Origin of the sequence: Pedobacter yonginensis (assembly GCF_003173595.1) — a bacterium.
Taxonomy (GTDB): Bacteria; Bacteroidota; Bacteroidia; order Sphingobacteriales; family Sphingobacteriaceae; genus Pedobacter; species Pedobacter yonginense.
In genome coordinates this window covers 66901-81258 of record NZ_QGNZ01000004.1, presented here as the reverse complement: position 1 = coordinate 81258, position 14358 = coordinate 66901, and the positions used below count along the sequence as shown (strand labels likewise).

Genomic DNA, 14358 nt, shown 5'->3' with positions numbered 1-14358 from the left:
TTCAAAAGTATAACTGAACTCAAAACCAGAAAATTGGTTTATCGCAAACTAAAAAAAACGGACGAAATCACTTCTGTTCAGTTACAGGCCAAAATAGATGAACACTTAGCTATTAAACAACTGGAAAAGGAAATCTCCAGATCTACCCGCAGCCTAATGAAACGCAGAAATACTCTTGTTGGAATATTAAAAGAAGCCGGTTACCCCAGATTAAAGAAGATCTGTTTTGAGCACGAACAGTACGGTGCATTAAATTTCTGGTACAAGGAAAACAATATGATGTACTTTGAGCCTACGGAATAATCAAGATCGCAATAAGGATTCTGACGAAACTTTGATTCAGGATATATGCAGGTTATCGGGTATCTGACATGCACATTAAAATGTTGATCAATCTGGCTGATACAAAATTATTCCACGATTTCAATGTTCAAAAAAATGCCCGAACGTTTTATTCGTTCGGGCACTGTGGTTTTCTGGATTTAAAATGTCCACCCGAGACTAAGACCGCCATAAAGACGGTAAAAAATATCATCACCTACCCTCTTTTCGGAAAACTCATCCTGCAATATGGGTACAAGCAATCCTATCCTGTACATAAGACCGCCTTGGGGTTTTTGATGTCTGAATCCCGCTCTAAACGTAGTAACTCTAGCCAGCTTAGAATTGTTTCTTACAACCTCGTCAGCGGGGCCTATTGTATAACCATTTTTCATACTGATCAGATTTAACCCAACACCAAATTCCCCAAAATTTTTACTTTCACTGTTTTTTGCATAAAGTAGGTTGAGTTCTAACGGAATATTGAAATCGCCATATGTTTTGTTGCTTTTAATATCCGACAACGGCAGATACATGAGGCCTACCCTTGGGGCAATCTTAAGCTTCTCTGACAATTGGATAATCCTGTCATAGTTGAAGGAATAGAATACTGCATTTCCTCCAAGCTCAACATAAACGGAGTTTTTTTTCTGAGCGCTGGAAATATGGACAAGAACAAATAAAAGGAAAAAGATAGATTTTAGAATTTTCATATTAGGGTTTACTGTAGGCGGTAAATGCGATTTCGGGAATGTTCACGTAGGTTCTATGCGTTATATTGTTATTTTGCGGCATCATCGTACCGATTGCGGCAATCCTTATATTACCGGAGCAATATATTGAATTATTCGAATATACGGGAACTGAAACAATTTTTTTGGTGACATTCAGCGGCTGGTGGAGAGGCACGTCCTCAAAATAATCCACCCACGCATCCCGTTCATAGATCACGTAATAAATGTGTGTCCCCTTGCTCGGAAACCATTCCCTGATGTTATTATAAACCCAGGCATCTGTAACCCAGGCCTGGGGATGGCCAATGACCAGGTATGGCATATTGATCTCTAATTCCTTACCACGTCTAACCTCTCTTCTTGTAAATTTACCCATAGACATTTCATCGGTTGAATAGGTATAGGGATAACCCCCATCGAATTCTGTCCATTTGAGTTCAAGCTGAGTTGCAGAGTATGTTCCAGTAGCTGGCCTGAGGCCGTCTTCCCAGCTCATTGTCCAAGACATGAAAACATCGCTGGCGCCTTTGATCCAGGATTCTTTATGGTCCCGGATCGCCATGTATTGAATGTAGGCTAGCTGAGTAGCTTCATTTGGAGTGGGAGGGGTTACGCCCATTACTTCTCCAGGCACTCCTTCCAGCCCGCTTTCGTTCGGCGTAATTGCCCAAACCTCGTGGTTATCGGCCATTGTTTCGGTCACTTCGATATTATCGATAAATAGCCCATTGTTTTGGAAAGTGTAGCCATAATAATAGGGAGGAATATAACTTTCATCACCATCATAGGGCACCATTATCGGATTGTCATAGACAGGGGCATTAGGGTCTATCGGATCCATAGGAAGTGTCGCTACAACCTTGTCCTTTAGAGCGGAAGATGTAACTTCTCCCAGATTCTTATTTTGTACTTTGGAGGTGACATCAGGCCTGACCAAAATCCGTTCAAAATTGGGAATATAAATCTGGGGATAGATATTTGTTTTCTTTTTGCTTTTGTCGGATATCAATTGCAGGTTGTTCAATGATGTCAGCAAATCTTCAACCGAAGAATTTATTTTATTTTTTTTGAGGGAAGACCTAAACATGCCTTTTAGGTCTATCCCTTTGCTTTCTGCCCGTGCGAACAGGGTTTTGATCAGCACATTATCGTCGCCGTCAAATCTTTTTGCGACCTCATCATGTACAAGAGCCTTTATTTCCGGGTTTTTGGAAATTTCTGCAAAAGCAATGGCATATATTTTTAGCTGCGCATTGACGTATGCCATTGCTTCTTTTTTGTCCGCAAATATCTTTGATTTGGTTACGGGAATCTCAAGTTTATTTTTTATTTCCTTTTTACATCCGGTAAGTATCGAGCCTAATGTCAGTAAAATAAATAAAGAGAAAGAGAGTTGTGTTTTTAGATTGTTTAATGTCATTTTTTAGTTTGTTATTGATAAGGGCGACAATATGCTATGAAAGCAATTGTACGTCAAATAGTTTTTAAAGATATTTTCCGGAAATCTTTGGGCGAAAATAGCATTAACAGGTTATGACTTTGTCAAAAGGGTCATAAACCACATTATCCTTGTCAAAAGGAACTCCAGCCGTGACGAAAGATTTTTAGCTGTAGTTAAACAACTAAATGCTGATAAATTTCTTTGTATATCCACTTTAAAAAAAGAGATCAAACCTATCAGACCTTATAAAAAAACAAAAAAATCTTTTCAAAAATCCGATCATTAGCCTATTAAGATGTTCCGACATTTAGGGAAAACCCGATGACAATTCCAATCACCGGATTCCCCGGCATAACACTGACCTCACTCTTGCTACAGGCGAATGTAAACATAAAGACCAGTGCATTCGATATCGGATGTCAGGTCTAGAAAATCTCTCTACTTTTTACTATTGTAGTCCGATAAATCTTTGAAGGGAAATTATAAGGTAATTTCAAAAGCAGGAATAGAGTTTTGATCTCTACATGGAAACAGACTTTACAGAGTCTGCATTTCTATTTCCTTTTTTTTCTTTGTGTTTTTTTCCCGATCTATTTGTGTCCGAATTTTCCCTTGATTCGGACATTGCATTTATTTTCCCAAGTTCATCTTCAATAAGCTGGGAGACCTGCATCTTGATCTGATCATAATTTGCCTTAACTTCTTCAAGGGATACCTGTTTCACCAAGGGAATCTGTTTGAATGCTTTTTCCTCCTCTGCCATCTTGGAATGGTCATTCTGTATTTCGGCATGAAACATTTTCAGTCTAATCTGCTCTTCAGGATTGTCGGCAACCAGCCCAACAAATTCGCCGGAGGATAACGTGGATATCTTGGATGCTGGAATGGCATAGTCGAGCTGTGTGCTTTGCGAAATAGAAATATCATTGCTGTTGATGCTTTTGCTCTGCCTGTCCTGCATGATCTTGCCAAATGTTTCTGACAGGTTTTTTGCCGTTGCACCGGTTACCTGACCCGATATGATATTGCCGATAATCCCGGTAATTACATCGGCCTGCTCGGAGCCGTAGTCCTTCTTTAACTGGCTGAAGTCCTGAACCGAAAGTATGTTGGCCACCTTGTTTGATCTGGCGGTTGCGATTACGCTGTCCATGTTGTTAAAATATATGGTCGGAAATTCATCGAATATTAGGGCGCTTTTTTGCTGGCCTTTCCTGTTCACGAGCTTGATCATTCTCGAAATGTAGAGCGAAAGAACCGCACCGTAAACCTGAAGCTTTTGTGGATTGTTTCCAATGCAAATAATCTTTGGCTCATCCGGATTGTTTACGTCCAGCGTAAAATCATTGCCGCTAAGAACATAATAAAGCTGTGGTGAGGAAAGCCTGGCCAGTCCGATTTTGGCTGAGGCAATCTGTCCCTCCAGCTGGGCCATGGCTTTATTCTGGTAGGCGCTGATAAACGGATTGATCAGCACCTTTATTTCTTCCTGTGTCTGCAGCACTTTAAACAACTGGTCATAATCCGCCTGCATAAGTTCTATTACATGGGGCAAAGTACAGTATCGGCCGTCCTTATACTTTTTTAGATACCAGATGATGGCGGTAAGAAAATTGATCGGGCTTTCGACAAAAAAATCACCCTGTTTTTTGATCCAGTCCCTGTTCAGACCCATCATTATCGTCCTGCTCGCCTCTGTAGCATCCGTAATATCTTCCATTGCGGCCGGGTCCAGTGGATTGCACCTGTGTGTACGGTTCAGGTCGTCAAAATTTATGACATAAAACTTTGGCTTAACGGGAAACCTATCATAGTTTTTCAAAAGCGCATTATAAGCGATCCTGGAAAGGTCGTCATATTTAAAATCATATATAAACATGCAGAAACCCTTTTTCATCAACTGTTCGATAACGTGGCGAATTACAAAGTAAGATTTACCGGCGCCGGGCGTTCCGGATACGAGCAGGCCACGGAAAAGGTTTATAAAATTGATCCAGCTATTTCTATTTTCTCCATTGTATCTGTATTTTGCAGGAAGATTGACCGAGTACTCGTTTTCCAGCTGTCTTTCTTCCTGTGGGAATGTTTCGTTTTCGCTATTGAAGATGTCTTTTTTCAGGCTGTTCTTTATCCTGCGGGAAACCCAGGTCCCGCTTGCAAGAATGGCAAGGAAGCCAGCGAGTGAACAAAAGATATACACAGAGGCGATCAAAAAAGTATTAATAGGGATATAAAGAAGCAACAATGCCCCGAAATACAATAGGAAACCGGCGAACATTACAAGGGATATTTTCCTGCCAGTTATTTTTTCGTCCTTTCTTCCCTTCACTCCGAGAAGCGATATTAAAAGAAAGACCAAGGAGGCCACCTTTGGCAAGAACCAGCCTTTAAATACAGGCATAACATATAAGTGGCCTATGACCCTATCGGTAATGGGTGCGCGCCAGCCGAGCATACAGAACACGGTATAGAAGCTGATGTAAAAATGCAGCCCGAGTAAAAAAACACTGATCATCCGGCTTAAGTCCAGAATCTTTCTAAGCCCGGTCGAGTCTTCTCCTGTATTCATAATATTTAAATTTGTCTTGAGTTGTCATTTGACTGCCCCCGTCTTTGTTTTTTCTTTTTCCTTCTTTTACCGGGCGATAAAGGATCCGGCTCAAAAACCGGTTTTTCAAATAAAATTCCAGGAAGGCTTTCTTTACTGCTTTCATTGCGGGCATCCAAGAAAGGGCTATTTGTTCCGGATTTGCCTTGATTGTATCTTGATCTATCTGTTGGCTGCTCCAAAATAAACTGCCTGTCGCTTTGGGAAAGCCGCTCAGAAAGCATCTTGGCGCTATAGGGTTTTCCAAGGTCACTGCCGTTGAATACGCAGCGGCTTTTGTGATCAATGAAAGTTATTCCGTAAATAAGCCCCTGCGTGTTTTTCTTAAAGACAGTGGCAATTCCCTTATCCGCAAGTTCTTTTTCAAAGGTTGCCCTGCTTAACTGCTGATATTTACCAAAAATCCCATCAATGGATTTTTTCAAAGGCTCCCTGAACATTTTTCTTTTCAGGGTATTTTTCGGGAATTTCTTTTCGATTTCGGTGAGTATTGGTTTTCCTGCCAGCATGCTTGCTTTTATGGGTACGCCGATCCTTTTTCCCTTTTCATCAATAATGGAATAAACCAAACCTTTACGCTGAAACATGAGCGAATCCTCTGCACCCCTATCGGCCACAACATTGAACTGGGCCAGAACGGCGTTGAACTCCGCAAGAGAGGTAAACGCATAACTTCTCAAAACCGGCGTAACGATATTATAAATGGACTGTTTGGTTGGCCTTTTGCCGTAAATAGCCTTTTTAATTTTTGCGGATTCTATCCCGGGTTCAAAGCTTTGCCCGCGGCCTTTGGATTCGGTAAGCTGGAATTCCTTTTCTATCAACATCCGGTTTTCTTCGGAAAGCGTCCTTCCCAGATTATGAAAATCAATCCTTGAACCGTCTTCCCTGATATTTGTGGTCACAATATGAATGTGCGGATGGCTCACGTCATGGTGGCGATAGACAAGAAACGGCTGCTCCCCAAATCCGATTCCCTCCATATACCTGATTGCGATTTGGGTGAGCTTTTCGTCTTTGAGCTTATCCGATCTGTCAAAGTTAAGCATGATGTGTAATGCATTTCTTTTTGCCCTGCCGTTTAATACCGTTAGCCGCTCAAACCTTTTAAGCTTCGCTCTAGGGTCAAGCTGTTCTATATCCACTGCAAAGCGGTTTGCCATGATCAGGCGTGCATCACCGGATTCTACCTTCGTCTCATTGTAATTCAAAAGGCCGCGCATGCTATAACCGCTCAAGATTCTTGCAACCATTTCAGGGAAAGCTGACCGATGAGAAAAAGAAGACGGTCTACTTTTTCGCCGACGTTCTTATAAAGATCCGAGGTTTTCATGAAATGGAAAGACCGCTGAAGCTCGCTTTCAGCAGTATGGAAATGTCTGGTCTGCTGGTTGATGTTTACCCCGATTGATTTCAGTTCTTTTCTGATCGAGGCAAGTTCTTCCATCGGCGCGTTCATAGTGGTATCGGTATAAAAGCAGAGGATTTTTTCCCGCGAAAGTATTTTACGGGCAACTTCTCCGATGGATCTGCAATTGCTTGTCGCTTTAAGTTCCTGTAGCTTTTCGTGTGTTTTCTCGGTTACCCTTGTCCTGACCGGATGGGTGAGGCGGGGCTGTTTTTCTATGGTTTTGTTACTCATCTGATTTTCTCCTTTGTCTGTTTTTCAGGTTTTCCGAGTTCCGAGGAAAACCCCGACCACAAGGGCGGCAAGAATAGAATTGTGGACAATTCTACATCTTGCGGGACACCCGAGTGGCCGTAAAATACTGATTTGATCCATAGGCTGATTCTGTCACCGGCGGAAATCTGTGTCACAATGGGTTACCGTTTTTCGGTGCGACTTTGTGCCATTACATCTTTGAATGAATTGAGGAGCGCACGAATGTTCATCCTCAGGATTTGGGGGTTGGGGAAATCGGTTCGCCTGTCTTTGCTTTTCGGTTTTTTTTCGCAGTTCATATGTACTTTGTCTTTTGACCAAATTGGCAAACACAGATTATATATAAAGGTGCTCACTATGGTGATACCCAATGATTAGTAAGTTCGAAGAAAATAACCGTAATCATGTTTCTAAACTCCTGATAACCTCCCCTTTATTGTCAAGAGCATCTTTTGAGTTTGAACCGTTACGCTGTTCATGGGGAATTAAAAAGTTCCTGTATGGCGTTCTAGAGCTACTAAGCAGATTCGCGAACAAACCGCAGGAGGTTGACCCCATCTTGCCGGAACTAAAATTTGTATTAAACCATTATTTATTTTGCTATTATTAATCTGGCATAACGGTGTCAAATCAATTGGATTCTCCATTTACCTTCTACGAAAGCATAAACCTTACTATTTTTGTCTGCAATCCTAATTAAAGTAACCGTTCCGCCTGATGCAGTTTAAGATATACTTACCACCAAACACAGATTTTATTTCGTTTGGATTTCGGGATCATTTCAAGTGATGTACTTCAATTGCAAGCAGGAAACCATTGCCATACAATTGCTCTTTTTCCAAATCTAAAATTGCAATTCTATTGGCAGATTGCTCTGCCAAAATGATGCATTTCGTGCAATTTTCAGCGTTTATCTCGACACACTGGGATTTGATATGGCTGATGAAGCTTAAAAACAAGATCGTCATATATGCCAATCAGCGATCTTTATATTGTAAGCTAAGATTCATTTTTATTCAGTTTGGCAAAAATTAGAGACATGCTTATTTTTGTTCCTGAAGAAAACCTGATCAAGCAGCTCAGTTTCTTTCCCATTTGCCTCTCTTAAAAAAAATACGGATTTGGCTAAAACAGTATATGTTTAACTTGACCAGATGAGCTGATAAGTGGTTTTGGGATTCTTTGGCTTGATGGGTACTCATATTCAATTGATAGGTCATTTCGGTCACACGGATGTTTAAGATTCTTTGTGACCGGATGGTTTTGCCATCGTTATAGATGTTGTCACATTCAAATACTAATGTATGATTTGCGGAATCGATCAATTTATACACTTCCTGCCTACCGGAGATTTGGAAGCAGTTTTTTTTTCATATAATCCGGAAAGGTTAAGTGGGATTGCCTAGAAAGCACGTAGCCAACAAGATCCATACCCATGTTGGAGTAACTGTAAAATCCACCTACCGGAAACCTTAACCATGTTTCATTCATGCTTTTGATATGTTCTCAAACGAATATTGTGCCGTATCATAATTGTTTCCAAGCGGAGCTTACTGAAGCAGACCTGACCTATGGCTCAACAAATGTCTAAAAGTAATTTTTGGAACTTCTTGAGTTTTAAACCTAGATTTGAAGTTGTCAATCCAGACCTATTTTTTATACTAATGGTATGTTGTTCGTTTTTATGTTATTTTTTTCAAAAAATGCACTAACTCATCTTCTTCCAAAAACCCTATTTTTTTATGAAATTTTCGAGATTCTTTATCATTTAGCCAGGTGTCGGAGCCAATTTGGGTGCAATTGTTGACTTTCAACCATTCCTCTCCTATTTGTAGGAATTTTTTAGCAATCCCTTTCTTGCGAAATTCCGGTTCAACATATATTCCTTCTAAATATCCTGTTGGCGTTTTTTCCGCTCCTTCCACATAGTCCTGCCTGATAGAAAAGATTGAGAATCCGACTGCTATTCCTTTAGGATTTTTTGCAAGTAAAATTCTCTGATTATCTGATAAAAAAACATTTTGTAGCTGTTTTTTTAATTCAGGTTCTGTGTAGTCCTTCCAAAGTTTGATTCCCATTTTGAGTAGTGGTTCAGAATCTTCCATTTGAAATGTATCATATGCTATCTGTTCTTCCATATTTTACAAATTGTGATTAGCGATTTGTTGGACTCAAATTTTTAGCAGCTACTAAGGCAACGTTGCTAATAATCATCCATTCATTATTAACATCCAAAACCAAAGAGTTATAAGACACAAAATAATTTTCAGCATTTTCCAAACGGATTTTAATCAAGGCAATAGTGTTATTATCATCAATACTTTCAATCTGCAATGTTCTTGATAATCCGCCAAAAATGCCTTCTTTAATGTTTTTTAAATATTTTTGCTAATCTATATCTGTAACACCAGAACCTCCCATAAATCCGTTATTAAATAGTCTAAATTCTTTGTGCAGCACTTTGTCTAATAGGAAGAAAATGACTGTTCAAAATAGGTAGGGTTTTCAAATGCACAAATGAATTCAGGGACCAGTTTTTTTTTAAAATTCAACACTCTTATTTGCTATTAAATCTAAAGAATCATATCGATAAAAAGCAAAAAAACCCAAGGGCTTAAACCTGAAACCTAACAAATAGGTGTTGCTATTCATGATGATATCTTTATAAATCGTCATTGTACCGAACAGGGTTGCACTATCTGTTCTTATCTTATAAATACCATTTTCAGCAATCAAATCTGATCCTAAATTCAATATGATATCTATGCAGCCGTCTGGCAGTATCTTTTTGACCTCATTTGGATCTGAACCCGTTTTTACCAACAGTACGTCTCAATATAAGCTTGTAGGGAAATATGTGGTCTGATTTCAATATATCTCATTGTAGCGTTATCCCATAAAACAAATCTTTCATTTCCAACGATATGATAATTTTAGGGCTCCATTCCCTGCTTATTCAATATTTCCCTTGTCCTCTTATGAACTATATTGATAAAGTCCACATACCTCTCGCCCTTTTTGGTACAGGAATTTAAATATACCCCTGCCTTTTGCAGAATCACTTATTGTCTTTTTAAATCGTTCCCTCTGAGCTGTCTATAATCTAGCTATTTTAGTCTACTATTTTTTTCACAATATTTTTGAAATCAGGGAAACCATCTTCGGGTTCTTTATAACTATCGTAGCTAATCATTCTTATGGCTACTATTTTGGTTTTGGGATCAACAATAATATAATTGCCCAGATACCCATCAGCCCTGTATTTTATGGCCCCACCAAATTCGCGTCGCCTCATTTCGGCTCCATAAGGGATTAAATATGCATTTAGCGTATCAACTGCCTGCTCTCCAAAAACTTTTTTTAGTGCTGTTAAATATTCGCCATTTTTATAGCTACCTTTCATCAACTCTACTTTTGCGATAAAATTTTTATCTACACCTTGTTTTCGGAGGCGGGTGATTACACTATCATCAATAACAGAAGTTGTGTTTTCATAATCCAGCCACCAGAGCATACCATAGCCCATAAAGACTGATGCTGGATTTAACAATTCGGCCATTGCATTTTCATTTACAATGGTTTGTTGCCCATATTTACCATTATTTAAAACCAAGAGCCCAATTTTTACAAAATCTGGTGGTGTAATTTGGCAACCAGACATAACGTGCGGATTACCGGCTTTATCCTTTGTCCAGGTGAAATTTTTAATGCCCAAGGGTTTAAAAAGTCTTTCGGCAATATATGCGTCCATTCTTTTTCCGGTGATTTTTTGAATTACACCAGCCAGCAGATTAAGAGATTTGTTGTTGTATTTAAAGGTGGTACCTGGCTCGTCTGAAAGCTCGGCACAAAGCGCAAGCTGAACAAAATCATTACTTGGATAAATTTCCACTCCTGCATTGGGATTATTTTGAAGACCCGAAGTCATGTTGACTAAATGACGCAAAGTAATGAGTTTTTTTTGCCCTTGGTTCCACTCGGGATAAAATTTGCATATGGGTATATCCAGGTTTTCGATCTTTTTGTCGGTAAGCATGCAGGCCACAGTAAGGCCGATAATGCTCTTAGTTGCCGACATGGCCTCGATCCGCTTCCGTTTAGAACCAACTCCATAATATTTTTCGGCGATCAGTTGGTTATCCTGATAAATAATTATCGCTTCTGAGTGATGGGCTGAATTTTCTGCAATGTAGGCGGCGAGCTTTTCGGGATTGATTTTTTGAGCGAAACCATCTCTTACCAGACATAATAAAGAAAAAAATGTGAAAACTATGAAAAAATGTTTCTGCATGAATAGAGGATTAATTTTTAGGATATATCTTTTTTCAAAGGTGCTTATTCAGAATGGTGGATGATTGTAAAAAACCGTCATTTTTATCTTCCGTAGCCAAGAATCTGAGCTATTTACAAGTGTTAGAAATTTTTAGGAAATAATTCTATGCTGCATTAACACACCCATGGCATTAATAAGATGGGAATTTTCCAACAATCTATAGGTTTTAAAGACCCTGTAAGGGTAATTAGGACTCCACTTGTAGATATCCAGTTGGAATGAATAACCCCTTTTTCATAATCGTGAATTTGAGTGATGATATTCCCGATAGCATCGTTCCAAAATAACAAGAGCAACATGGGCCGTTGTACCACGATTTTTATATCAATGATTTCGGTAATGTTTATACTTTGTGTATTTATTTCAGTTACGGTAATTGCAAGAACAGTATCACTCTTGAAATGGAGCATCATTTTTAAGTCTCCAAAATCCACAGCAACATTTTTGAATATAATTTCCATCTCTATGCGTTTTAGCGGTTGATTTGAAAATCAAATTTATTGAGGAAGCGCCATTCCTTATAGGATAAAACCGACAATATGCCATTCCTATTTGTAGTTTTCCCGTTTAAACAAGCCCATGAAATGTCGGTTCTGTTCTATTATTCTTCTGATACCAGCGCTAATTTTGACGATAAATTATAAAGTGACCATCAAATTTAAATTAGAACAATATGGAAAACACAAAAAACGAAACCGGAACTATTCTTGTTCTTGGTGCAAATGGAAAAACAGGGCGTCGGATTTCCTCTCTGCTTAAGGGTAAGGGTATGGATGTAAGATCAGGATCTCGCCATGCAGAACCGAAGTTTGACTGGGTTGATGATTCTACCTGGCCTGGGGCAGTTGAAAACATTATCAGTATTTACATTTCCTACCAGCCAGATTTGGCAGTTCCCAGAGCAATAAAGGATATTGAGTCTTTTGTAGAAATGGCAAAAAAAACAGGCGTTAAAAAACTTGTATTGCTTTCTGGTCGTGGCGAAAAAGAAGCCGAACAGGCAGAGCAGGTTGTGGTCAATTCTGGATTAGAATGGACGATACTTAGGGCCAGCTGGTTTAATCAGAATTTTAGTGAGGGTTATCTGTTAGATCCAATTCTTGCAGGTTATGTCGCACTTCCGGCAGGTGAGGTTAAGGAGCCGTTTATTGATGTAGATGATATTGCCGATGTAGCTGTAGCCGCTCTAACAGAAAGTGGCCACGTAAATAGGTTATATGAACTTACCGGTCCCAGATTATTAAGCTTTAATGAAGCTGTAAATGAAATTGCCATAGCTACTGATAGAAAGATTCATTATGAAAAATTGTCACTAGAGGCCTATAAGGAAATGTTGGCAGTATACGAGATACCAAAAGATCAGATTGATTTGATCGGTCATTTATTTTCTGAAGTGTTGGATGGAAGAAACGCTTCTATCGCCGATGGCGTTTTTGAAGCCTTGGGGAGACCTGCAAAAGATTTTTCTGAATTTGCACAATCGCTTAACGATTCAGGGATTTGGACTGAGGTACCGGATAGTGCAATTTAATCGCTTTTATTATTTTATTAAGAAACAGAATGCCCTAAATTTTAGGGCATTCTGTTTGAATTACTGGTCAGGACGTAATTCTATTTTATGGTTCGGATGCTGAGCGCAGCAAAAGAAACCAAGGCAATACAAACAACACCTGCAAGGGTCCTAATTTGATGGAACATATTCCACGACGATTCAAATCTATATCTTAATGATGCCAATTCGTTTGCATCGAGCTTAGTTAAATCTGCCACATCCAACATGTTGTTAAGCGGTACGTTACCGGCCATAGTGATGAGGAAAACGCCTCCAAAATAGAGGAGGAAGGCTACAAGAAGCAAAGTAAAGGCGAGTACCTGTCCGCGGTCATAAAAGAGCCATGTGCATAATGGCAATAACAGTAATGTGCCCATAAAAGTGGTAAAAAACAGCGGATTAAGAATAGCTCTATTAATGGATTGCATGGCAGCAAGAAAAGAAGCATCAGATAACCGAGTTAATCCTGGCAAAACCGAACAGGAGTAAGCATAAAATAAACCACCAATAAGGGCAGTAGAAACAATGGTAGCGAAAAGAATTAGGGTTCTAAAAGTCATAGCGGATTTTATTAAATTGATATTTTATTTACTTAATGTTACTTAAATATTTCTTAAGGATGTCGAGCCCTTCTTGGTGAACGGTTGCAGCACCGATGTACGGCATATCCCCATTTTCGACCATGCGGATAATTCGGTTTTCTTTTCCCTTGATCCCGGTCAAATGATCGGGGGTTGTAAAGCGAAAATCAAGACCTGCTCCCGCGCAGTACCCATTAGGACTATGGCAGTGTGCACAGTTTAAATCCAAATAAGCCCTGGCTTTTAGATTAATTGGGGTAGCCGAATCTCTCCAATTTGGGAATACAGAAAATTTAGTTTGATCCAGGTCATTTAAAATGTTTAAACGGTTTAGATACGTAAGCTGGTTTAATTCTCCATTTTGAATATTAATGTTAAGATTACTTATTTTGAAGCCCAATGGCAATGCCCCCTCTTCTGAACCATGGCATTTTCCGCACTCTGATGGGCTTGGAAGTTTATAATTGAATTTTAATAACGCTCCGTTTTTATTCATTCGAGCTATTTTTGTGGAAGCGCCCCCACTCTGAAGGGTGGCTTCATTTTGCTCCTTGTTCCATAAATAAGTTCCGGCCCGCCAAACTCCATTTATTTTATGTAGTAATCTGGTTTCAACAATCTGCTTATTTTGGTGTTCATCGGATGCGTAATAAAAAGTTTTAACCAAAATAGTCCCATCGGGAAACACTGGCAATCCATTATTTAAGGCACTTAATTTTTTGCCCGAAGGAACAAAGATTAGGCGTTGCTTTTCTGCATAATTGCTAAAAAGTGGACTAGAAATCTGATAGGGAATAAATCTTGACGAAGGATTCAGAATAGACATACTTCCCTGATAAATATGATAATCAGAAAGTTTAGGCAACATATAGCTATCGCCGACAGCTCCTATCCATTTTTTGCTAAAGGCTGCAAAAATTAGGATCACTATATATACAGCAAGAATGTTTAAAACTGTTTTCACCGTTCTGGGCAAAACTAAACCAGCCCTGTTAAACTTTTTTTGAAATTGTATTCCTGCAAAAAAAAGCGTCTGCTTATTTTTATTTTGGATGTTGTAGTTATTCATGTTCTTTTATCCAAAAATCAGTTAATTACAAAGGCTTAAATAGAACAAAAACGACA

Annotated in this window: 14 protein-coding genes; 2 read left to right on the top strand and 12 right to left on the bottom strand. The window is 39.2% G+C overall.

Annotated elements, in window-relative coordinates; translation table 11 throughout:
• Positions 1-33 precede the first annotated feature (33 nt).
• Complete coding sequence (locus tag DHW03_RS19345; RefSeq protein WP_109926719.1) at positions 34-303, top strand: hypothetical protein; 270 nt, start codon at positions 34-36, stop codon at positions 301-303.
• Between the two features lie 179 nt (positions 304-482).
• Here DHW03_RS19345 and DHW03_RS15270 read toward each other — a convergent pair whose 3' ends face one another.
• The 10 genes from DHW03_RS15270 to DHW03_RS15220 form a co-directional block, all read right to left on the bottom strand.
• Complete coding sequence (locus DHW03_RS15270) at positions 483-1034, bottom strand: hypothetical protein (protein ID WP_109926718.1); 552 nt, start codon at positions 1032-1034, stop codon at positions 483-485.
• Between the two features lies 1 nt (position 1035).
• Positions 1036-2475: a hypothetical protein gene (locus DHW03_RS15265; protein ID WP_109926717.1), complete on the bottom strand. Its 1440-nt coding sequence runs from the start codon at positions 2473-2475 to the stop codon at positions 1036-1038.
• Between the two features lie 541 nt (positions 2476-3016).
• Positions 3017-5065, bottom strand: coding sequence for a conjugal transfer protein MobC (gene mobC, locus DHW03_RS15260; RefSeq protein ID WP_109926716.1), 2049 nt, complete (start codon positions 5063-5065; stop codon positions 3017-3019).
• Positions 5066-5070: 5 nt separating this feature from the next.
• Positions 5071-6357, bottom strand: coding sequence for a relaxase/mobilization nuclease domain-containing protein (locus tag DHW03_RS15255; RefSeq protein ID WP_109926715.1), 1287 nt, complete (start codon positions 6355-6357; stop codon positions 5071-5073).
• Entirely contained in the window at positions 6339-6746 is a 408-nt protein-coding gene (locus DHW03_RS15250) for a mobilization protein (protein WP_109926714.1), read from the bottom strand. The genes DHW03_RS15255 and DHW03_RS15250 overlap by 19 nt, the downstream gene beginning before the upstream one ends.
• A gap of 1703 nt (positions 6747-8449) precedes the next feature.
• On the bottom strand, positions 8450-8905 hold the full coding sequence (locus DHW03_RS15240; RefSeq protein WP_109926712.1) for a GNAT family N-acetyltransferase: 456 nt from the start codon (positions 8903-8905) through the stop codon (positions 8450-8452).
• Positions 8906-8921: 16 nt separating this feature from the next.
• A complete protein-coding gene (locus tag DHW03_RS15235) occupies positions 8922-9101 on the bottom strand; it encodes a nuclear transport factor 2 family protein (RefSeq protein ID WP_109926711.1) in 180 nt (59 codons plus the stop codon).
• A 207-nt stretch (positions 9102-9308) separates the two neighbouring features.
• On the bottom strand, positions 9309-9590 hold the full coding sequence (locus tag DHW03_RS19695) for a DUF6597 domain-containing transcriptional factor (protein WP_109926710.1): 282 nt from the start codon (positions 9588-9590) through the stop codon (positions 9309-9311).
• A 289-nt stretch (positions 9591-9879) separates the two neighbouring features.
• Positions 9880-11058: a serine hydrolase domain-containing protein gene (locus DHW03_RS15225; protein ID WP_109926709.1), complete on the bottom strand. Its 1179-nt coding sequence runs from the start codon at positions 11056-11058 to the stop codon at positions 9880-9882.
• Between the two features lie 155 nt (positions 11059-11213).
• On the bottom strand, positions 11214-11561 hold the full coding sequence (locus DHW03_RS15220; protein WP_109926708.1) for a MoaF-related domain-containing protein: 348 nt from the start codon (positions 11559-11561) through the stop codon (positions 11214-11216).
• Positions 11562-11773: 212 nt separating this feature from the next.
• On the opposite strand from DHW03_RS15220, the gene DHW03_RS15215 reads away from it, so the two are divergent.
• Positions 11774-12631: an NAD(P)H-binding protein gene (locus DHW03_RS15215; RefSeq protein ID WP_109926707.1), complete on the top strand. Its 858-nt coding sequence runs from the start codon at positions 11774-11776 to the stop codon at positions 12629-12631.
• 80 nt (positions 12632-12711) lie between these two features.
• Here DHW03_RS15215 and DHW03_RS15210 read toward each other — a convergent pair whose 3' ends face one another.
• Entirely contained in the window at positions 12712-13212 is a 501-nt protein-coding gene (locus tag DHW03_RS15210) for an anthrone oxygenase family protein (RefSeq protein WP_109926706.1), read from the bottom strand.
• Positions 13213-13240: 28 nt separating this feature from the next.
• Positions 13241-14302 carry a hypothetical protein gene (locus DHW03_RS15205; protein ID WP_109926705.1) on the bottom strand — a complete coding sequence of 354 codons (1062 nt, stop codon included), beginning with the start codon at positions 14300-14302 and terminating at the stop codon, positions 13241-13243.
• Positions 14303-14358 lie beyond the last annotated feature (56 nt).

What these genes read in the sequence shown, in the direction of transcription:
- DHW03_RS15270 (WP_109926718.1), bottom strand. Translation starts at nt 1,034, where the DNA reads ATGAAAATTCTAAAATCTATCTTTTTCCTTTTATTTGTTCTTGTCCAT.
- DHW03_RS15220 (WP_109926708.1), bottom strand. Translation starts at nt 11,561, where the DNA reads ATGGAAATTATATTCAAAAATGTTGCTGTGGATTTTGGAGACTTAAAA.
- DHW03_RS15255 (WP_109926715.1), bottom strand. Translation starts at nt 6,357, where the DNA reads ATGGTTGCAAGAATCTTGAGCGGTTATAGCATGCGCGGCCTTTTGAAT.
- DHW03_RS15205 (WP_109926705.1), bottom strand. Translation starts at nt 14,302, where the DNA reads ATGAATAACTACAACATCCAAAATAAAAATAAGCAGACGCTTTTTTTT.
- DHW03_RS15210 (WP_109926706.1), bottom strand. Translation starts at nt 13,212, where the DNA reads ATGACTTTTAGAACCCTAATTCTTTTCGCTACCATTGTTTCTACTGCC.
- mobC (WP_109926716.1), bottom strand. Translation starts at nt 5,065, where the DNA reads ATGAATACAGGAGAAGACTCGACCGGGCTTAGAAAGATTCTGGACTTA.
- DHW03_RS15225 (WP_109926709.1), bottom strand. Translation starts at nt 11,058, where the DNA reads ATGCAGAAACATTTTTTCATAGTTTTCACATTTTTTTCTTTATTATGT.
- DHW03_RS15265 (WP_109926717.1), bottom strand. Translation starts at nt 2,475, where the DNA reads ATGACATTAAACAATCTAAAAACACAACTCTCTTTCTCTTTATTTATT.
- DHW03_RS15240 (WP_109926712.1), bottom strand. Translation starts at nt 8,905, where the DNA reads ATGGAAGAACAGATAGCATATGATACATTTCAAATGGAAGATTCTGAA.
- DHW03_RS15250 (WP_109926714.1), bottom strand. Translation starts at nt 6,746, where the DNA reads ATGAGTAACAAAACCATAGAAAAACAGCCCCGCCTCACCCATCCGGTC.
- DHW03_RS15215 (WP_109926707.1), top strand. Translation starts at nt 11,774, where the DNA reads ATGGAAAACACAAAAAACGAAACCGGAACTATTCTTGTTCTTGGTGCA.